Raw genomic sequence first — 20,370 nt, 5'->3', positions numbered from 1 at the left:
AAAACATATAGCATTACACCCTATCTTTTGGATAGGATACATACTTTCAATAAAAATTGATTAACAACGTTTTGGCGGTTGCCAAATAGAAGATAGATAAGAATTAGGAATTATTCCTTGACGATAAAAAACAATTGTCTTAAAGTGTGTATCAACAGTTATTTTATCGGGTAAGTTTAAGTTTTCGGCAGGTATAACCACTATGTTCAAAAGATCCGAATGCTGCATAAACGGAAGTTTCATATCGGTTTCCCAATCGGCATCTTTTTCATGACCGCCGTAGTGATGCACGATATAATCCATAAAAGTCATGCTATTATCTTCTTCTGCATGTTCAACGAAGTGATTGATCAGCACAGGTACTTTCAACAACTGAACCAATTCTGTTGTTGAAAAAAAATAGGCTGCAATTATAAATAGTACCAGAAACTTCTTCACTTTCGCAAAGCTACTAATTTTATTGTTTTTTGAGTAAACTAACTCATTAAAATAATATTAAAACCTTGTTACGTTCAATTACCTGCTAGAGTGCATGGTTTGTTTTATAAAGAAAGAAGTTTTTAAAATTAAAAGGATATAATATAAGAGAAAATTTTTGATAAATACCAAAGTTTGGCACCAGTGATTAGAGGATTCAATTAGTTATTATGTAGTAGAATGAGCAAACGGGAATCAGTTTTTGGGATGCTCGCACTACCCTATCTGTGATCAGACGTTTAAAAGTATCGCTATTTTAGAGGACAGTATTTTATGCAGTGGGTGTATTAGCGGGTATATCTTTCAGATAAACAGAGAATTACTACCAAAAAAGAACAGGACAAAAGAAAGTAAATTTCATTTGTCCTGTTTAGTAGCGAAGACGGGAGTTGAACCCGTGACCTCAGGGTTATGAATCCTGCGCTCTAACCGACTGAGCTACCTCGCCATTGGTTATTTATTTCGATTGCAAATGTAGGAGTATTTTTGATATCTACAAAACAAAAAATGCATTTAAAACATCTTTTTTTTTAATAGTTTTCTACCCTTCTGTTTATGAACCAATTAAAATTATTGTTTTATAACTTTACCTGCTCCATTTTCTGTTACATTCACTGTTTTTGTTACTCTGTAGTATAAATTACCTGTTCCATCTAAGCTTCCGTCAATTCCATTTACTGTATTTGTATAGATATTCCCCGAACCTGTTGATTTTATTTCGGTAAAAAATGCCGACAATTCTTTTGCATTAACATCACCCGATCCTTTACTATTTATTTTAACCGTATTGGCATTGCCTTCTACAGTAATTGATGCGTTATTATCGGTATTTAATAACAAATCTTCGGTTTTAACTCTTAACTCCATCTTACCACTACCTGTGTTGGTTAAGGTTAACTGCGGAATTTCTATAGCTCCCATATTTGTTACCGATCCATTATCACCAGTCATGGTAATTTCGGTTAAATCTTTAGTTGCCAATGTTACAATCAATGGTTCTGTTTGATTTACGATTACAAACCCGGGTTTTCGTTTCAGTGTCAACACCTCGTTTACAACACTTACCTGTACCAACTGATGTAAATTGGCATCACCCGATGTTCTAATGGTATTTTTAAATGGATTATTCAAAATTTCGACCGTTACCTCGCCTTCTACCACCAGCTTAGTGTATTTTTGAACTTTACGGTTTTTTTCTTGAACTACTCCGTTTCCTTTAATCTTTCTTTCTTGTGCATAACTTGTTACCGTTAGTAGGGAAACAAAAAATAATGCTAAAAATTTTCTCATGATGCTTCTATATTATTTGTTGAAAATACATCTTCCGGAAATGCATCGAAAACATTCTCGGTAAAATCTAACACTTCTGAACTAATGAAGTTTTTTAGTAAATCGTTCATACCTTTTTCCATTAAAAGTGGGGTTGTAAACTTTCTGCTTACTCCTAAAATATGATCGTTTAAATTCACCTTAAAAAACATTTTTCCAGAAGGCGTTTTATAATGTATAAACTTTATTATTGAAAAATTGCGTTTAATAACATTTATCTCGCTTAAACAATGCGCTTTAGAAAGGTAACTGTTGCTTGTAAAAATTACATTTCCTTTGCGGTTGTTATACGTATATTTATACTTGTTATTTTCTTTTAAACTAATTACTAAAGTGCCCATTTTTATTTAACTACACACAAAGCTATCTATAAAATTAGTGAAATGAAACTTGGTTTTCTTCTTTTTTTTAGTACGGATTGATACTGCCGATACCCGATATCTGCTTTACAATTTTAAGACCCTCATAGTCTTTGTATTCTAAATTGCCAACACCTGAAATTTTCACATTGATTTCTTCGGATGTATTGATCTTTGCATTTCCGGCTCCGGTAATTTCAATATTTGCCAATTTGTTGGTCAACGCTTCAGAATTTAGATTTCCCGCACCAGACATATTTGCCTTCACTTCGTTACTAATTCCGCGCAAACGCACATCGCCCGCACCAGACACAAAAATGTTTGTAATATTATTAAACAGCTTTACGTTGATTTCTCCCGCACCCGAAATATGAAAATCTATATCTTTTGTAAGTGTGATGTTATTTGTAGCAACAGAGCCTGCACCTGCAATTACCACTTTTTGCAAATATAGGATTGTTCATTTTAATAATTAGCGGAGAATTGTTTGAATTAAAAGAAATGGATTTTTTATTGGATATATTAATCTGTCCATTTTCATTATTTACTTCCAAATTATCTACCAAAGTTTTATCGCCAGTTATTGAAATTTCGTTTACACCAACCGATGAATCCAGTTCAATACTTGCCGATGAACTATTTGAAACGGCATTGTACGATTCTACTTGTTTTGTTTGGCTGATGATTTCACCAGACAAATCTACTTTTTTATTACAAGCTACAACAACAAGCGTTATAAAGGTAATAATTATTAGTTTTTTCATATTTTTTCTTTAAAACTACAAAAAAGTATTTACATTTTATAATTGTAGCGTGTTATTAATATGCCAAAGATGTGTAGTTTTAGTAATATAATTAATACAAGTTTGATGCCAAAAGACATTGTATTGATTTTTTTAGTTTTCGACTTAGCCTGTCTTGAGCTTGTCGAAAAGGCTTGAACTGACATGTTGTTATAAACTCTCAACAAGGAGCTTTAACTGACGTGTAGAATGAGATTCCTCCTCCGTCGGAATGACAAAATATGTGAAAATATTTTATGAAAAGAAAACCCTTTCGTGTGAAAGGGTTGTGTGTTTAAACGGTTAAAGCCAAGCGCTTCATTAAGTTTTTATCTAATGCGTGTTTAACGAAATCTTTATCTAGTTCAAATTCCGTAGTATCAGAACCTGGAAGATCGTACATAGGATCGGTTAAAACAGCTTCACATAATGAACGTAGTCCGCGTGCACCTAGTTTATATTCTAAAGCTTTATCTACAATATACCACAAGGCATCTTCGGTAAAGGTCAAGGCAACACCATCCATTTCAAACAATTTCTGATATTGCTTTACCAATGCATTTTTGGGCTCGGTTAAGATAGAACGCAACGTATCGCGATCTAACGGATCCATGTGTGTTAATACCGGTAAACGACCAATAATTTCTGGAATCAATCCAAAATCTTTTAAATCTTTTGGTATAATGTACTGCAACAAATTGCTTTTATCTGCTTTTTCGTTGTCTTTAGATGATCCAAACCCAACGGCATGAAAGTTCAAACGTTTGGTTATGATTCTTTCAATACCATCAAAAGCGCCACCTGCAATAAACAAAATATCCTGCGTATTTACTTCGATAAATTTTTGATCTGGATGCTTTCTTCCTCCTTTTGGCGGAACATTCACAACAGAACCTTCTAAAAGCTTCAACAACGCTTGCTGTACACCTTCGCCACTTACGTCGCGCGTGATTGACGGGTTATCGCTTTTACGGGCAATTTTATCAATTTCATCGATAAAAATAATACCGCGTTGTGCTTTATCTACATCGTAATCTGCAGCCTGCAACAATTTGGTTAAAATACCTTCTACGTCTTCACCCACATAACCTGCTTCGGTTAACACAGTGGCATCAACAATAGCTAATGGTACGTTTAACATACGTGCAATGGTTTTTGCAACCAATGTTTTACCAGTTCCAGTTTGACCTACAACAATGATGTTACTTTTCTCAATTTCAACATCGTTCTTTAAATCAACTTGTAACAAGCGTTTGTAATGGTTGTAAACGGCTACCGAAAGTACTTTTTTGGTTTGATCCTGACCAATTACATATTGATCTAAAAACGCTCTGATTTCCTGTGGTTTCTTTAATAAAACCTCATCTGACAATCCTGATTCGTTTTGCGATTTTAATTCTTCAATTACAATTCCGTGTGCTTGTTCTACACAATGATCGCAAATATGTGCATCTACACCGGCAATTAAAATATTGGTTTCGGCTTTTGGCCTCCCGCAAAAAGAACAGTTAAATCCTTCCTTCATTATACTTATTCTCTTGTTAAAACTTCATCAATCATTCCGTATTCCTTCGCTTCATCTGCACGCATCCAATAATCACGCTCAGAATCTTTGTATACTTTGTCGTAAGAATTTTTAGAATGTTTTGCTATAATTTGATAAAGTTCTTCTTTTAACTTCAACATTTCTTTTAGGTTGATTTCCATATCGGTTGCAACACCTTGCGCACCACCAGATGGCTGATGAATCATTACGCGTGAGTGTGGTAACGCCGAACGTTTACCTTCTGCACCTGCACACAATAACACCGCACCCATTGATGCTGCCATACCTGTACAGATTGTAGCTACATCGGGTTTAACAAACTGCATAGTGTCATAAATACCTAAACCTGCATACACGCTACCGCCTGGTGAATTGATATAGATTGAAATATCTTTAGAAGCATCTACACTTTCTAAAAACAATAATTGTGCTTGAATAATGTTTGCTACATAATCATCTACCCCTGAACCAAGGAAAATAATGCGATCCATCATTAAACGCGAGAAAACATCCATAGACGCAATGTTCATTGGACGTTCTTCAATAATATAAGGCGTCATACTGCTTTTAGGTGTCATACTACCTACAATTTTATCGTAGTACATATTATTAACCTTGTGGTGCTTAGTAGCGTATTTTTTAAATTCTTTTCCGTAATTCATATTTTTACTTTCTATAAGTTATAAAAAAACAAGCGTCGAAACAAACCGTTCGACGCTCAAATATACTTAAATTTTCGCAGAAAATTATTCTCCGTAAACCTCTTTAACGAAATCTTTGTAAGTTACTTCTTTAGTATCAGCAGCAACTTTTTCAGAGAACAATTTCATCATTTTATCATTCATTAACTGCTCTGAAATACGTTTTACTTCTTCTTGGTTTGATAAAACGCGAGATACGATATTTGTTACATCGTCTTCTGATGGTTCTAACTGACCAAACTGTGCCATTTGATCTTTGATTAAACCTGAAGTGTAGTCTTTAATCTCGTCAAAAGTAATTTGTAAACCGTTATCGGTAATAATTTTACCTTCGATTAATTGGTAACGTAAACCTTTTTCAGATTTTGTGTACTCTTCTTCTGCCTGCTCTGCTGTTAATGCAGTTTCGCCAGCAGTTTGCAACCATTTAATTAAAAATTCTTTCGGTAAATCAAATTTTGTATTGTCAACCAATGCTTCAACAGCATCGTTCATGAATTTTTGATCTGCTTGTTGTGCGAATTGTTTTTCGGCATCTTCTTTAATACGTGCTTTTAACTCGTCTTCTGAAGTTACTTTACCTTCACCAAACAATTTATCAAAAAACTCTTGGTTTAATTCTGCTTTTTCTTTTGTTGATATTTCTTCGATTGTAAAAGTTACTTCTACTTCTAAACCATGTGCTTTATCATGATCAACCTTTAAAACATCCATTAATTTATGATCGTCTTCAAACAAACCTTTGGTAGAAATAGTAATCTCATCGTTTACTTTTTTACCGATGAATTTCTTTTGATTTGTTTTTGTACGGATATCTGCAACGTTGATTGTAGTTTCGTTTTCAATACCCTCTTCTTGGTTTACAACCTTTACACGGATATCGTCACCTTCTTCTACTTTTTCTTTAGAAATTAACTTTCCGTATTGTTTTTGAATGTATTCAACCTGCTCGTTAACCATTTCCTCATCGGCAACGATTTTATATTTTGCAGCCGTTTTAGCAGCTTCTAAATTCACTGTGAATTCTGGCGCTAAACCTAACTCAAAATCAAAACTTAATGAATCAGCATCCCAATCAATGTCTTTTGCAACAGGTAACGGATTTCCTAAAATATCCAATTTTTCTTCGTTTAAGTAATTGTTTAAACTTTCTTGCAAAAGTTTATTCACTTCATCAAACATAATTGCTTGTCCGTACTGTTTTTTTACTAATGCAGCAGGTACCTGTCCTTTTCTAAATCCAGGTATGTTAGCGTTCTTTCTGTAATCTTTAAGAACTTTTTCTACGTTTTCTGCAAAATCTTGCTTTGCTAAATCAATTGTAATAACTGCGTTTAAAGCATCTACATTATTTCTTGTGATATTCATTGTAAATTGTTTCTAACTAAAATTGGCTTGCAAAAATACATTATTTTTACAAGCCAATCAAATTTTTAAATAATTGAATATTAATTATTAGTAAAAATTAATCTTCTTTTGTGAATCCGCCTACGATTGACTGTACAATAGATAAAACCAAACTGAATAATAATGCCGGCCAGAAACCATCTACATGAAAGCCACCAACAATATAACCGCACAACATTATTATTAAAGCATTGATAACAAATAGAAACAAACCTAATGTTAATATGGTTATTGGTATAGATATTAATTGCAATATTGGTTTAACCAAGAAGTTAAGTAATGCTAATACAATTACTACAATTATAGAAGATCCAAAGCTATCTACATTTATACCTGGCAGAAAATTAGCAAGCAAATATACAATTACAGCTGTTATTATTAAGTTGATTAATATTCTCATAATTATATTTTTAGTTTGATGATTTTATAGTTACACCTGGATAATTTCCTGGCACCAACATTGGCAATTGTGCGTTGTAGTGTTCGTTTATAACTTTTACAATTTCGTTAGCAACAAAGGCATAACCGCGCGGGTTAGGGTGCACACCATCTAGAGAAAACAACACTTTGTTCATATTTGCCGTTCCTTTAAAGTAATCTGCTGTGTACCATTGACCGTCGCTTAAACGAATACCACCTGTTAAATAACGCATTATTGCATTCATATCTGCAATAGCAAGTTTTTTAGATCTGGCCGCTGTCCAAATAATATCGTTAAATTGATCGGTTGCGGTTTTAATTTCGTTTTGTTCAAAAGGAATCAATACATATTTATCTTCTAAAGGAAAAGTTACGCCTATTTTACTAAACAACTCTTTATAAGGCGATGGTACATTTGTAAAGATTGGATCTGTTGATGTTGTACCAATAACCGAACTTGTACCTAATACAAATAAATCATTTCTTGTTGCATGACGCACTTGCCCGTACAATTGACCTAACAAATTAGCTAATGGTGCTAATTGAGGGTTCTGCGAAGCAACAAATGTAATTTGCTGCGATAAATCGGTTAATGTTTCGTCTTTAATTAAAAGCGCATTTGCTTCTGTTTTAGAAAACGAATTGATACGATTACCTTCGCCTAAAGCAGTAAGAATTTGCTTTAAAGGACCAAGTAGTTGTGAATTTAATTGATCTACCGTAGCACTACCTCCTAAAGCTTCTGCTGTTAATGGGTTAAAAGGTACGGTTGTAAAATGCGGAATTGAAGTTACATAAGGAATAGTTGCTACAACTCCTTTTGCTCCATTACTAGTCAATGTATTGGTGATAGTTGAATAAACAGAAGCAAAAACTTGTGGATCTGTAATATCATCACTACCATAAGTTGATGGATCTAGATTTCCTTTTTGGTTTACCCCTACACCGCCAGACAATGCATAAGCCAACACGTCGTTAGAACCAATCCAGTTTGTGAAAAATGTTGGATTCAATGCCATAGCATCACTTAAAACAGTGGTATTTGGCGATGTTGCATGACGCACGAAGTAAGGATTTGCCTTACCTAATGGTACATTAGACAAATTACCATAACCCGATGCTAACAAATGAAATGACTTGGCACCTGGCACCCCCATATTATTATAAGCTTTTGCTTGTAATTTACTAACTTCTATTGTTGGTGTTCCTTTTAAATTTTGTGGTCCGCCGGTTGCCATATTAAGTATTAAGCGGGTTGCCGCTGCAGGTTGCCCCATTACCAATAATCCACCTAAATCATTGGTATCATCGTCAAACGAAGGTTGCGTAAATGCACCACCGCCCACTACAGCAAACTGCTTTGCTAATAAATTAGGAAATGAATATTGTTGACCTGAACGATACATAGTACCATCCATATAACCCGATGTTAAAGAATTCCCTAAAGAAACATAGGTTGAAAAGTTTGCTTCACCACTAGAATATGATTCATTAGTTACTTCGTTTTCAAATTCTGGTTCGCAAGCAACAAAGCTAAATGCACATGCTGCCAAAAGTATTGATTGGTATTTTTTCATAATGATCGATTAAAAGTTGTAAGATAAACCTAAGCCTAAAGAATAAGCAGAAGAACGATAATCACCACCAAAAGAAACATGATTCCCATCTTCTATATAATGATCGTACGAATTTTTAGTTTCTTTAAAGTGAAGTGCACTTGCAGCAAAATCAACTCCTAATTTAGGTGTAATTTGATATGTAAAACCTACTGTTCCAGCCAAAGCATCATTACGTGGTGTTTCTGGTGCAAAATATCCGTCTTGTACCGGCGAAATATCATAGTAACCACCTACACGTGCAGAGAATTTAGCTGAAGGCGCAAATTGCAAACCTCCGCGCAATGTTCCACTGCTTTTATAATTACGAGGGTTTACTGATGTTGGTATTGCAGGATTATCAAATTCTATCACTAAGTTATCATACGCTTTCCAGAATGCGTAATTGTAATCAACCGCTGCTAACCATTTTTGATTAATTTGGTAAGAGAAACCTATAGTTAACTCTGCAGGTAATGGCATTGTTGCATTAAACTTTCCGTTGGTATATGTTCCACCCAAAAAACTAGGCATATCGTTAAAAATAGCATCGCCACCTTCAACTTTCATATCAATTTGTGAGCGGTAGTTTACACCAAATGTAACATGATCGTCCAAACGAGCAGTAACACCTACGTTATACCCCCATGCGCTTACACCAGCTGCATCAATGGTAACATCAGAACGGTTTCCGTTTTCATCTACCATACTTCTTGAAAGGTTTCTATTAAATGTAACGCCACCGTTTACATAAATTAAACCTGCACCCACACTAATATTATCGGTGATTTTATAAGATATGGTTGGTTGAACAAAAATAGCTTGCAAATCAATATTATTTACTAAATGCGAACCTGCCCAATCTGTATCCCATTCTACCGAACTTCCGTAAGGTGTATAAACAGCCAAACCAACAGAAAAACGATCAGATGCCTGATAATTTCCGTAGAAATAAAAAGGCGTTCCCATGTTTGTGGTAGAATTAGACCAATTGTATAAAGAATTTTGAAATTTTACGTTAGATACCAACGCTGTTGCACCTGCAGAAAAACTCCATTTATCTTTTAAAAAAGTACCACTTGCAGGGTTAAAGAATAAACTTTCGGCATTTTGACCAATTACGGCTACACCTGTATGCCCCATAGCCAGTTGGCGTTGCCCCTGCATGCTTATGCGGTAACCACCGGCAAATGCATTAGTAGCTAATAGGGATAATAAAGAAATAGATAAAATTTTCTTCATAACTAAACTTTTATTTATGTTAGTATTCCAAATATAGGATAATTTATAAAAGTTAAAAAACTTGTAAAGAAAATTATGTAATTATTAATTATTTGCTAAGAATTGCTAAATAAATTTAGTATGCATGCATATTATTTTAAAAAATCAATCGATTTCTCAAAGAATTCACTTGGATTATCTGCATGAAGCCAATGTCCTGAATTAGAAATTGCTTTAATTACAGCCTTTGGAAAATGTTTTTTTATTAAATCGACATCACTTTCTGCTATATAGTTAGAATTACTTCCCCTTAAAAATAAAGTTGATCCATTAAAAACATCGGTATCATTTAAAGCCATTCCAATAGCTTCTTCATCGTTATTAAAGGCATTTAAATTAAAGCGAAAACCTAATTGTTGCGGCGTGATTCGGTATACATTTTTCATTAAAAACTGCACAACACCCGGCTCACTTACATGTTTTTCTATTGTTTCTTGTACTTCGTTGCGCGACGGATTGGTAGAAAAATCTACTGCATTTAGCGCTTGCATTACATCTTGATGGTGCGGTGTGTAGTATTTTGGAGCAATATCGGCAACAATTAATTTATTAACCAATTCTGGATACATAACCGCTAAATTCATAGCAACTTTTCCACCCATTGAATGCCCAATGATATCAACCTTGTCTAGATTATTTGCTTTGCAGTAAGCCAACACATCATCTGCCATAACTTTGTAGTTAAAAACATTTGAGTGAAAACTACGCCCGTGATTGCGTAAATCTAACAAATGAGCTTCAAAACCATTTTCTGCATATTTTGCTCCGAGTGTTTTCCAATTATCACTCATACCTAAAAAACCATGCAAAATAAGTAATGGTTTTCCCGCGCCTTCTACTTTGGCATATAATAAATCGTTCATTATCTCAACTTTTGATTATACAAACAAACTACATTTTCCAATCCTAAATAAATAGCTTCGCAAATTAATGCATGCCCGATAGACACTTCTAACAAACTAGGAATATTCTGTTTAAAGAACTCAATATTATCCAGACTTAAATCGTGACCAGCGTTGATTCCCAAGCCTAATTCATTCGCTAACTCGGCAGCTTTGGTGTAAGGTTCAATTGCGTTTAAATTACCTAAACCATATTGGTGTGCAAAAGCTTCGGTATACAATTCAATACGATCGGTTCCGGTTTCTTTTGCTCCTTCAATCATACTTAAAACCGGATCAACAAAAATAGAAGTTCTAATACCGTTGCGCTTGAATTCGGCAATCACTTCTTTTAAATAAGACTGATGTTTTATGGTATCCCAACCAGCGTTCGATGTAATGGCGTCAACAGCATCGGGCACCAAGGTAACCTGTGTAGGTTTACATTCTAAAACCAAATTCATAAAATTATCCATCGGATTTCCTTCAATATTGTATTCGGTATGTACCACAGACACCAAATCGCGCGCATCTTGATAACGCACATGTCTTTCATCAGGTCGCGGGTGAATGGTTACACCTTGCGCACCAAATCGCTGTACATCGGCAGCTACCTTTAACAAATCGGGAACATTACCACCACGAGCATTACGTAAAGTAGCAATTTTGTTGATATTTACAGATAATTTTGTCATTCTAAATTTAATTTATCAACAAAAATACAAAGTAAATTGAGTACAAAACCGATTATTTTAATTATTTTGCAATGAATTTTACAGTTATGGAATTGATACAAAACCTTATTAAACACAAACCCAAGCCTTTTACTTTTGAAACTAAATTTGACGACATTGTGGAATTTATAGAAGAAGAAGCATACAGCCATTTTCCTGTGGTTGATAAAGATGTTTATATGGGATCTATTACCGCTTTAGATATTCTTCCATCTAAAACTAAATCCGTAGGCGATTATCGGTATGCTTTGCAACCCTATTTTGTTAGGAAAGACGCTAGTTGGTTTGAAGTTTTAGAAAAATTTGCACAGTTTGATTGTAATGTTTTAACCGTTTTAAACGACAACAACAAATATATTGGCTATTACTATTATAATGATGTACTGCCGTTTTTAAACAAAACCCCGTTTATTAAAGATGCCGGTTTGGCAATTGTTGTTCAAAAACATTATTTAGATTACAGTGTAAGTGAAATTGCACAAATTGTAGAATCTAACAATTGTAAACTGTTAGGCGTTTTTGTATCATCGCTAGAAAATCAAACAGCACAAATCACTATAAAAGCATCGGCAGGAAACATTAATGAAATAATTCAGGCATTTCGTCGTTTTGGATATGAGATTGTTTCAGAACACAATCAAGATTCCTATTTAAACGAATTAAAAGATCGTTCCGCTTATTTAGATAAATTTTTAAACATTTAACACGGTATGAAGTTTGCCATTTACGCTCAAAATTACAAACCAAACTATAAAGAAATAGTCGAAAAATTAGTGCGTGCCATAAAAGCACACAATGCTCATGTAATTTTTGAAAAAGAGTTTTATAAACTTTTGGTAGAAAACAACGTTTTAAATTTTGAGTATGATACTTTCTCGTCACACAACGATATTGACGACGATACCCAATTTTTTGTAAGTATTGGCGGCGATGGCACCTTGTTACGGGCAGCAAATTTTGTAAAAAGCAAAAATATACCTATTGTTGGTGTTAATGCAGGTCGATTAGGATTTTTAGCCAATGTACAACAAGAAGCTATTGGTTTTTTAATTCCGCTTTTATTTTCTAACCAATATACGTTATCGCGTAGAACCATACTGCAATTAAACAATCCCGATGAAGCTACTTCTAAATTTAATGTGAATTTTGCTTTAAATGAAATTACGGTAACACGTAAAAACTCTACTTCTATGATTACAGTAGAAGCATACATTAACAACGAATATTTAGCAACTTATTGGGCAGATGGAATCATTATTTCAACCCCAACAGGCAGCACTGGATATAATTTAAGCTGTGGCGGGCCAATTATTACCCCAGACAGTAATTGTTTAGTGATTACACCAATAGCACCACACAATTTAACAACACGACCTTTAATTATTAACGACCGTAGTAAAATTAAAATGAAGGTAAGCAGCCGCGAAGCTCAATTTTTAATGTCGTTAGATTCTGAAACAGCAGCCATAAGTAACGATTCTGAAATAGAAATATCATTGGCAAACCACACGGTAAACATGGTAGAATTTCCTTCGGTAACTTTTCTAAGAACTTTACGCAGTAAATTACTTTGGGGCGAAGACAAAAGAAATTAAAAAGGTATTTAACAAAATACAACATAATTATAAAATATATTCGTTTACATTAGTATATTTGCAAATTAGTGATAAAATGAAAAGAAAACTTTTAACCATATTAATTATTTTAGGTGCATGCACAGCAGCTCAAAGTCAAATACACGAACTTGGGGTAACTGTTGGGGCAACCAATTATATTGGTGATATCGGATCTACCAAATACATAAACCCTACCGATATGGGTTATGGTTTTCAATATCGTTGGAACAAAAGTGCCAGACATTCATGGCGGGTAAATTATACTTATATGCCTATAACGGGTAATGATGCTGATTCTGACATGCCTTTACGCCAAGCACGGAATCTTTCAACAGAAAATAAAATAAACGAATTAATGCTAGGTTTAGAATTCAACTTTTTTGAATTTGACTTACATAACGATTGGTTTGCTTTTACGCCTTATGTACATACAGGTATTGCAGGAATATCGTACAAAGAAACGTATTTTAACGAATACTATAAACAAATAGAAAAAGAAACCGAATACGCACTTGCCATACCCGTAACCCTAGGCCTAAAAGCATTAATAAATAAAAAATTGGTAATTAGTGCCGAAGTTGGTGCGCGTTATGCTTTTACCGATAATTTAGACGGAAGCAACCCAGCAAGCCCCTCTACAAACATTGTGGCGTTTGGCAACACAAACTCTAAAGATTGGTATGTTTTTTCTGGCATAAATATTTCGTACACTTTTGGTAAAAACCCTTGTTATTGTGCTCCAAGATAAAATGAAAGAAACTACACTTATACCCGAAAAATTACCCAAGCATCTTGCTATTATTATGGATGGTAATGGCAGATGGGCAAAACAAAAAGGGTTTTTAAGAACAATTGGTCATGAAAACGGTGCCACCGCAGTAAAACGAACTGTAGAACAATGTGCCCGTTTAGGTATTCCCTATTTAACTTTATACGCTTTTTCTACCGAAAACTGGAACAGACCTAAGTTTGAAGTAGACATGCTAATGAAACTTTTAGTAAAAGCTTTAAGAAAAGAAATTAAATCATTACACGAAAACAATATAAGGCTTAATGCAATAGGTAATTTAGACCTTTTACCTGCATCTGTTCGTAAAGAATTAACAGAAGTTTTAGAGAAAACCAAAAATAACACGCGTTTAACACTTTCGCTTGCATTAAGCTACGGATCTAGAAATGAACTACTTGAAGCAACCAAAGAACTATGTAACAAAGTTAAAAATAATATAATTTCAATTGATGCTATTGACGAATCGGTTATTAATAAGCATCTTTACACCCATAATTTGCCCGACGTAGATTTATTGATACGTACAAGCGGTGAACAACGTATTAGCAACTTTTTGTTATGGCAAATAGCCTATGCCGAGTTGTATTTTACCGATGTTTTATGGCCCGATTTTTCAAACGACCACCTTATAAGTGCGTTAGAAACCTATCAAAACCGCGAACGTAGATACGGCAAAACAAGTGAACAATTAAATAAGTAATTTTTAAGATAATGCATCGCAAAAAATTAAAATACCTTTTTCCATTATTAGTAAGCTTTGCTGCGGCAAATGCTCAAGAGCAACCGGTAACCACACAAACCGACTCAAGTGATGCTACAAAAGAAACAACAATTCCTGATACAAACCCTAACGTTCAACGCCAATACCGTTTAGGTAAAATTAAAGTTACAGGAAACTACAATTTTAACGAACTTACTATCTTTACCTATGCAGGTTTAGAAAAAGGACAAATAATTAATTTACCAGGCGAAGAAATTTCGGATGCCATTAAAAAATTATGGAAAACTGGTTATTTTAGCGACATTAAGGTGTACGAATCATCTGTAGAAGACGATGTTTTAAACCTTGAAATCTATTTGAACGAATTACCTCGTTTAAAAAATGTTGAAATAATTGGTATTAAAAAAGCTAAAAAAGAAGAAATTCTTAAAGATTTACAATTAGCTGTTCCTGCAACATCAACAACTACTGGAAAACAAGACAAAAAAATAAAAATTACCGAAGGTAAAATCATTAACGACAACCTTATATCTACAACTAAAAACTATCTTACCAATAAATACCGTAAAGATGGTTTTTACAACACAAAGGTAACCGTTGAAAGAAAATTGCTTGAAGATAAAAAAACGGCCGACTTAATTATATCAATTGATAAAGGAAGTAAAGTTCGTATATCTAAAATAGACTTTAACGGCAACACGCAACTTACCGATGCTAAGCTGCGTAAAGCAATGAAGAACACTAAGAAAAAAAGCCCTTTAAACCCATATCGTATCTTTAAACCTTCTAAGTTTATTGAAAACGAATACAAAACCGACCTTGTTAACATCATTGATGCTTACAAAGAAAAGGGCTATCGCGATGCACGTGTTATTTCGGAAACCGCAACGTACGATCCTAAAAAGAACAACGTTGCCATAAATATCGATTTAGAAGAAGGCAATAAATACTATATTGGAGACATTCGTTTTATTGGTAACTCTGAATATCCAGAAAATTACTTACGCAACCGTGTTTTACGTGTGCAAAAAGGTGAAGTTTATAACGGTGTTTTATTAGAAAAACGTGTGAAAGACATTACCAACCCAGATTCAGAAAATATTGAAAACGTGTACCAAAACGCAGGGTTTTTATGGTCGCAAATTAATCTTGTTGAAACCGCTACACGCAACGATACCATAGATTTTGATGTAAGAATATTAGAAGGCCCCATTGCACGTTTTAACAACATAAGTGTTTCTGGAAACGATAAAACGCACGATTACATTATTTTGCGTGAATTACGTACCCTTCCAGGTCAAAAATGGAGAAAAGCAGATGTTGTAGAATCGGTTCGCCGTTTAGGAAGCATGGGTATTTTTGATGCTACGGCATTGAATCCTGAAGTTAAAAACCCGGATCCTATAGACGGAACGGTAGATTTAGAATACCAAGTAGTAGAAAACGGTCAATCGCAAGTAGAAGTACAAGGTGGTTACGGTGGTGGTACCTTTATTGGTACTTTAGCATTATCGTTCAACAACTTTTCGGCACGAAACCTTTTTAATAAAGATGCCTACACGCCCTTTCCAATGGGTGATGCACAAAAAATGTCGTTACGTTTACAAGCCGCAACCTATTTCCAAACATACAGTTTAAGTTTCTCTGAACCATGGTTAGGCGGTCGCCGTCCGGTATCTTTATTTGGATCGTTATCATACACCAGTCAAAAATCATACGATTTTAGAACAAGAGATATAGACCGAAGTCAAGGTTTAAACATATCTACGGCAACGATTGGTATGGCGAAACGTTTATTAGTACCAGACGATAACTTTACTTTATCACACTCATTAAGTTTTCAGTATTACGATTTAAAGAATTATTACTCGAACTTCTTTGCATTCCGCAATGGTGTTTCTAGAAACTTAGCGTATACCATAGAACTTTCGCGTGATAATCGTGGTGGAATTATGCCGGCAATTTATCCGCAATCGGGTGCTTATTTAAGTTTATCTGGTAAATTCACTGTTCCTTATTCATTATTCAACAATGTTGATTATAAGAATTTAGAAGATATGGAAGAATATAAATACCGAACTACAACAGTACAAACAAACCCACTTACAGGTGCCGATATTCCAATTGGTTCGTATTTAGATGAAAAAGGATTGCCTGTTGCAGATTACCGAGACGGAAGGGTAGATCAAGATAAATTAAACCAAAAGAAATTTAACTGGTTAGAATATTATAAAATTAATTTTAAAGCAGATTGGTACACATCCATTGTTGGTAAATTAGTTTTACGCACACAAGGACAATTTGGGTTTTTAGGTGCTTATAATAACGATCGTGGCATTATACCTTTTGAACGTTTTTATTTAGGTGGAAGCGGAATGATGAATTACAGCATGGACGGAAGAGAGAATGTTGCCTTACGTGGTTACAACGATAATTCATTAAGTCCAACACGATATGACAACGAATTACAACGCACAAGAGAAATTGGTGGTACGGTGTACAATAAATTCTCATTAGAATTACGTTATCCTATAGCATTAAAAGGACAAATGAGTGCCTATGTTTTAACATTTGTTGATGCTGGTGCAGCTTACGAAGGTTTTAGTAATTACAACCCGTTTAAACTACAACGTGCGGCAGGTGCTGGTGTTCGTGTACACATGCCAATGTTTGGTTTATTAGGTATCGATTTTGGTTACGGATTTGATAACGTTCCGGGTACAACCCAAAAAGGTGGTTTTCAAACGCACTTTGTGTTAGGTCAGCAATTTTAATGGCACACATTTTGAACAACAGTTATATATGAAAAAATTAGTTTCTATTTTATTTATTTGCCTGTGCACTATAGGTTATGCTCAAAAAGGTCGAATTGCTTATATCGATTCAGATTTTATTATGAGTAAAATGCCCGAGTACGAAGAAGCTAATAAAGAATTAAAGAAACGAACTGTTGAATGGGAATTGGTAATTGAACGTAAAAAAAAGGAAATTAAAGATTTAAAAGATCAGTTAAATGTAGAACGCCCTTTACTAACACAGCAATTAATCGATGAAAAAGAAGAAGACATTCAAATCATTGAAAAAGAACTGTTAGAATTTCAACATGAAAAATTTGGTAAAGAAGGATCGTACTTTAAACAAAAATTAGATCTGGCAAAACCATTACAAGATCAAATATCAACCATAGTAGAAGAAATCGCTAAAAGAAAAAGATATTCATCTGTAATTGATAAATCAACAAGTAGCGAAGCAGCCCTTTTGTATGTGAATGCATCAGACGAAATTTCGGATCAGGTTCTTAGAAAGTTAGAACAAACTCGTAACAAAAGTAAACTATCTAAAAAAGAAATTGAACAAATTGAAATTGCAGAACGCCAAGCCGAAGTTAAAGACCGCCAACGCAGTAAACGCGATGAATTAGAAGAACGCCAACGTTTAATTGAAGAAGAAAAAGAACAATTAGCACAAAGCAATAATACGCCAGTGACCGACAATTCTACTCCAGAAGAGTCTCCGGCAGATAAACGCAAGCGCGAACAGTTAGAAAAAATAGCTGCAGCAAAAGCAGAAGCCGCACGTATTAGAGAAGAAAAAATTAAAGAGCTTGAAAAACGTAAAGCCGATATCCTTAAAAAACAAGAAGAAGCGCGTTTAGCTAAAGAAGAAGCAAGACAAAATGCTTTAAACAACAGAACAAACGCGGGTAAAAGCACAACACAAACAAATAACAACAACACTTCGTCACCTGCATCTGAGCGTGCACAACAAATAAAAGCACAACAAGAAATGCGTAGAAAAGAAGCTGCCGATAAAAAAGCTAAAGCTTTAGAAGAACGCAAAAAAGTGATAGAAGAACGTAAACGTAAAATGGAAGAAGACCGTAAAAAGCGTTTACAAGAGATTGAAGATCGTAAGAAAAATAAATAATAATTAAAAAAAATAAGTACCTTCGCAAAGGTTTTATAAGTTGAATTAAATTAAAAATCGAAAATGAGAAAATTAAGAAAACTGGTTTTAGTAGCAATTGCAATTGTTGGTTTTAATGTTGCGGCACAAGCACAAGAAGTTGCACATATTAATGTTTCAGAATTAATTCCTGCAATGCCAGAATCAAAAACTGCAAAAACAGAATTAGAAAAATTACAAACAAAATATCAAAAAGAAATGGAAACAATGCAAACTGATTTCCAAACAAAATTAAAAAAATATCAAGCAGAAGCTCCTACAGCAGGTGATGCTGTAAACGAAACTCGTGGAAAAGAAATGCAAGATATGGAACAACGTATCCAGTTATTCGTTCAAAATGCTCAACAAGAAATGAGTAAAAAGGAATTATCTTTGTCTGAGCCAATTTTAACAAAAGCTCAACAAGCAATACACAAAGTTGCACGTGCAAAAGGACACAAATACGTAATGGATTCTAGTATTGGATCGGGCGTTATCTTAGCAGATGGACCAGATTTAATGGCAGATGTAAAAAAAGAATTAAAAATCAATTAATTTTTTTAATCCTTAAAATATCATAAAAGCTACCTAATAATTTAGGTAGTTTTTTTTTAAATTTGTTTTTATGAACAACGCGCAACCTATTGGTTTATTTGATTCGGGTATTGGCGGAACTACCATTTGGCGTTCCCTGCATAATTTACTTCCAAATGAAAACACACTGTTTATAGGCGACAGTAAACATGCACCTTACGGACAAAAAACGAAAGAGGAAATTATTGAGTTATCAAAAAAAAATGTGGAATGGCTATTAAACCACAATGCTAAAGTAATTATTGTTGCTTGTAATACTGCTACAACAAATGCCATTACAGAATTAAGAAATTCTTATAATGTACCCATCATTGGAATTGAACCAGCTATTAAACCAGCTGCAGCACATACCCAAACAGGTAAAGTGGGTGTTTTGGCTACACAAGGCACCTTAAATAGTAAAAAATACGAACAAGCTCAAAGTTTATACCCAAACGTTGAATTCATTAACCAGATTGGATTTAGGATCGTTCAGCTTATAGAAGATGGTAAATTATATTCTGAGGAATTAGAATTGTTATTGAGATCTTACATAGATCCAATGATTGAAAAAGATATTGATTATTTGGTATTGGGTTGTACACATTACCCTTATTTAGTGCCTATTTTAAACAAATTTTTACCAAAACATATACAGGTAATTGATTCTGGAGATGCTGTTGCCAAGCACACTTTTAAAATTTTAAGCGAAGCTAATTTACTTAAAACAGACAAGCAAACGGGATACTCTAAGTTTTACACTAATAAAGATGTAGCGATTCTGCAAAGCTTTATTGGTGATTATGGCATTGCAGAAAAGCTAGATTTTTAGTTTATTTCTTTGTAAGTTTAATTTCAATAGTACCATCACCATTAACTTTATCGTAAGTGATAATAGATGTTTCTACATCGAAAACACTTAATTTCGTGGCTTCTTTTTTGGTAACCTCTTTACCCTCAATTAATACTCTCTTTATTTTAGGATTATTGATGCTGTTTTTAAAATCTTGTTCTAATTTATTAAGAAAATCAACACTTGCAGCATCTTTGTTTTTTTGATCCTCTAACTCTTTTAAGGCTTGTTGTTTTTTTGCTTCGGCTTCTAAACGTGCTTTTTCTTCAGCTTCTTTTTTAGCTTTAACTTCTGCTTCTAAACGTGCTTTTTCATCGGCTTCTTTTTTGGCTTTGGCTTCTGCAGCTAAACGTGCTTTTT

The 20,370-nt window shown here is 34.1% G+C and carries 22 protein-coding genes and 1 tRNA gene; 8 read left to right on the top strand and 15 right to left on the bottom strand.

Going from position 1 to position 20,370, the window contains the following annotated elements; translation table 11 throughout:
• Positions 1–60: 60 nt before the first annotated feature.
• The 14 genes from EG242_RS12840 to EG242_RS12775 form a co-directional block, all read right to left on the bottom strand.
• Positions 61–438, bottom strand: a complete 378-nt coding sequence (locus EG242_RS12840) for a hypothetical protein (protein ID WP_124900263.1) — start codon at positions 436–438, stop codon at positions 61–63.
• Positions 439–851: 413 nt separating this feature from the next.
• Positions 852–925 (bottom strand) — tRNA-Met (locus EG242_RS12835).
• Positions 926–1,047: 122 nt separating this feature from the next.
• On the bottom strand, positions 1,048–1,767 hold the full coding sequence (locus tag EG242_RS12830) for a head GIN domain-containing protein (RefSeq protein ID WP_124900262.1): 720 nt from the start codon (positions 1,765–1,767) through the stop codon (positions 1,048–1,050).
• Entirely contained in the window at positions 1,764–2,147 is a 384-nt protein-coding gene (locus EG242_RS12825) for a hypothetical protein (RefSeq protein ID WP_124900261.1), read from the bottom strand. Before EG242_RS12825 ends, EG242_RS12830 begins: the two co-directional genes overlap by 4 nt.
• Before the next feature lie 67 nt (positions 2,148–2,214).
• Positions 2,215–2,604, bottom strand: coding sequence for a DUF2807 domain-containing protein (locus EG242_RS15170; protein ID WP_262673906.1), 390 nt, complete (start codon positions 2,602–2,604; stop codon positions 2,215–2,217).
• Positions 2,567–2,929, bottom strand: a complete 363-nt coding sequence (locus tag EG242_RS15165) for a GIN domain-containing protein (RefSeq protein WP_124900259.1) — start codon at positions 2,927–2,929, stop codon at positions 2,567–2,569. Before EG242_RS15165 ends, EG242_RS15170 begins: the two co-directional genes overlap by 38 nt.
• Before the next feature lie 313 nt (positions 2,930–3,242).
• Positions 3,243–4,472 carry an ATP-dependent Clp protease ATP-binding subunit ClpX gene (gene clpX, locus EG242_RS12810; RefSeq protein ID WP_124900258.1) on the bottom strand — a complete coding sequence of 410 codons (1,230 nt, stop codon included), beginning with the start codon at positions 4,470–4,472 and terminating at the stop codon, positions 3,243–3,245.
• A gap of 5 nt (positions 4,473–4,477) precedes the next feature.
• Positions 4,478–5,155: an ATP-dependent Clp endopeptidase proteolytic subunit ClpP gene (gene clpP, locus EG242_RS12805; protein ID WP_124900257.1), complete on the bottom strand. Its 678-nt coding sequence runs from the start codon at positions 5,153–5,155 to the stop codon at positions 4,478–4,480.
• 84 nt (positions 5,156–5,239) lie between these two features.
• Positions 5,240–6,562, bottom strand: coding sequence for a trigger factor (tig, locus tag EG242_RS12800; RefSeq protein WP_124900256.1), 1,323 nt, complete (start codon positions 6,560–6,562; stop codon positions 5,240–5,242).
• A 97-nt stretch (positions 6,563–6,659) separates the two neighbouring features.
• Positions 6,660–7,001: a phage holin family protein gene (locus tag EG242_RS12795; RefSeq protein ID WP_124900255.1), complete on the bottom strand. Its 342-nt coding sequence runs from the start codon at positions 6,999–7,001 to the stop codon at positions 6,660–6,662.
• Positions 7,002–7,011: 10 nt separating this feature from the next.
• Complete coding sequence (locus tag EG242_RS12790) at positions 7,012–8,598, bottom strand: SGNH/GDSL hydrolase family protein (protein ID WP_124900254.1); 1,587 nt, start codon at positions 8,596–8,598, stop codon at positions 7,012–7,014.
• A 9-nt stretch (positions 8,599–8,607) separates the two neighbouring features.
• Positions 8,608–9,858: an OmpP1/FadL family transporter gene (locus tag EG242_RS12785; RefSeq protein WP_124900253.1), complete on the bottom strand. Its 1,251-nt coding sequence runs from the start codon at positions 9,856–9,858 to the stop codon at positions 8,608–8,610.
• A gap of 131 nt (positions 9,859–9,989) precedes the next feature.
• Positions 9,990–10,760 carry an alpha/beta fold hydrolase gene (locus tag EG242_RS12780; protein WP_124900252.1) on the bottom strand — a complete coding sequence of 257 codons (771 nt, stop codon included), beginning with the start codon at positions 10,758–10,760 and terminating at the stop codon, positions 9,990–9,992.
• Positions 10,760–11,473: a pyridoxine 5'-phosphate synthase gene (locus EG242_RS12775; RefSeq protein WP_124900251.1), complete on the bottom strand. Its 714-nt coding sequence runs from the start codon at positions 11,471–11,473 to the stop codon at positions 10,760–10,762. Before EG242_RS12775 ends, EG242_RS12780 begins: the two co-directional genes overlap by 1 nt.
• A 71-nt stretch (positions 11,474–11,544) precedes the next feature.
• Here EG242_RS12775 and EG242_RS12770 point away from each other — a divergent pair, with 71 nt between their 5' ends.
• The 8 genes from EG242_RS12770 (at position 11,545) to murI (ending at position 19,989) form a co-directional block, all read left to right on the top strand.
• Complete coding sequence (locus EG242_RS12770) at positions 11,545–12,216, top strand: CBS domain-containing protein (RefSeq protein WP_124900250.1); 672 nt, start codon at positions 11,545–11,547, stop codon at positions 12,214–12,216.
• 6 nt (positions 12,217–12,222) lie between these two features.
• On the top strand, positions 12,223–13,107 hold the full coding sequence (locus EG242_RS12765; RefSeq protein ID WP_124900249.1) for an NAD kinase: 885 nt from the start codon (positions 12,223–12,225) through the stop codon (positions 13,105–13,107).
• A 76-nt stretch (positions 13,108–13,183) separates the two neighbouring features.
• Positions 13,184–13,876 carry a type IX secretion system protein PorG gene (gene porG, locus EG242_RS12760; protein WP_124900248.1) on the top strand — a complete coding sequence of 231 codons (693 nt, stop codon included), beginning with the start codon at positions 13,184–13,186 and terminating at the stop codon, positions 13,874–13,876.
• 1 nt (position 13,877) lies between these two features.
• A complete protein-coding gene (locus EG242_RS12755; protein WP_124900247.1) occupies positions 13,878–14,618 on the top strand; it encodes an isoprenyl transferase in 741 nt (246 codons plus the stop codon).
• Positions 14,619–14,629: 11 nt separating this feature from the next.
• Positions 14,630–17,413, top strand: coding sequence for a BamA/OMP85 family outer membrane protein (locus tag EG242_RS12750; protein ID WP_124900246.1), 2,784 nt, complete (start codon positions 14,630–14,632; stop codon positions 17,411–17,413).
• A gap of 28 nt (positions 17,414–17,441) precedes the next feature.
• Complete coding sequence (locus EG242_RS12745; RefSeq protein ID WP_124900245.1) at positions 17,442–18,566, top strand: OmpH family outer membrane protein; 1,125 nt, start codon at positions 17,442–17,444, stop codon at positions 18,564–18,566.
• A 63-nt stretch (positions 18,567–18,629) separates the two neighbouring features.
• Positions 18,630–19,139, top strand: a complete 510-nt coding sequence (locus EG242_RS12740; protein WP_124900244.1) for an OmpH family outer membrane protein — start codon at positions 18,630–18,632, stop codon at positions 19,137–19,139.
• Between the two features lie 70 nt (positions 19,140–19,209).
• Positions 19,210–19,989, top strand: a complete 780-nt coding sequence (gene murI, locus EG242_RS12735) for a glutamate racemase (protein WP_124900243.1) — start codon at positions 19,210–19,212, stop codon at positions 19,987–19,989.
• A gap of 1 nt (position 19,990) precedes the next feature.
• On the opposite strand, the gene EG242_RS14865 is transcribed toward murI, so the two are convergent.
• Positions 19,991–20,370, bottom strand: a 380-nt coding sequence (locus tag EG242_RS14865; protein ID WP_203227725.1) for a hypothetical protein, incomplete at its 5' end; no start/stop codon positions are given.

The organism is Paenimyroides viscosum (assembly GCF_003858535.1).
GTDB classification, from domain to species: Bacteria; Bacteroidota; Bacteroidia; order Flavobacteriales; family Flavobacteriaceae; genus Flavobacterium; species Flavobacterium viscosum.
Note: the sequence above shows the minus strand (reverse complement) of the source record. Positions and strands in the feature narration are given on the sequence as shown.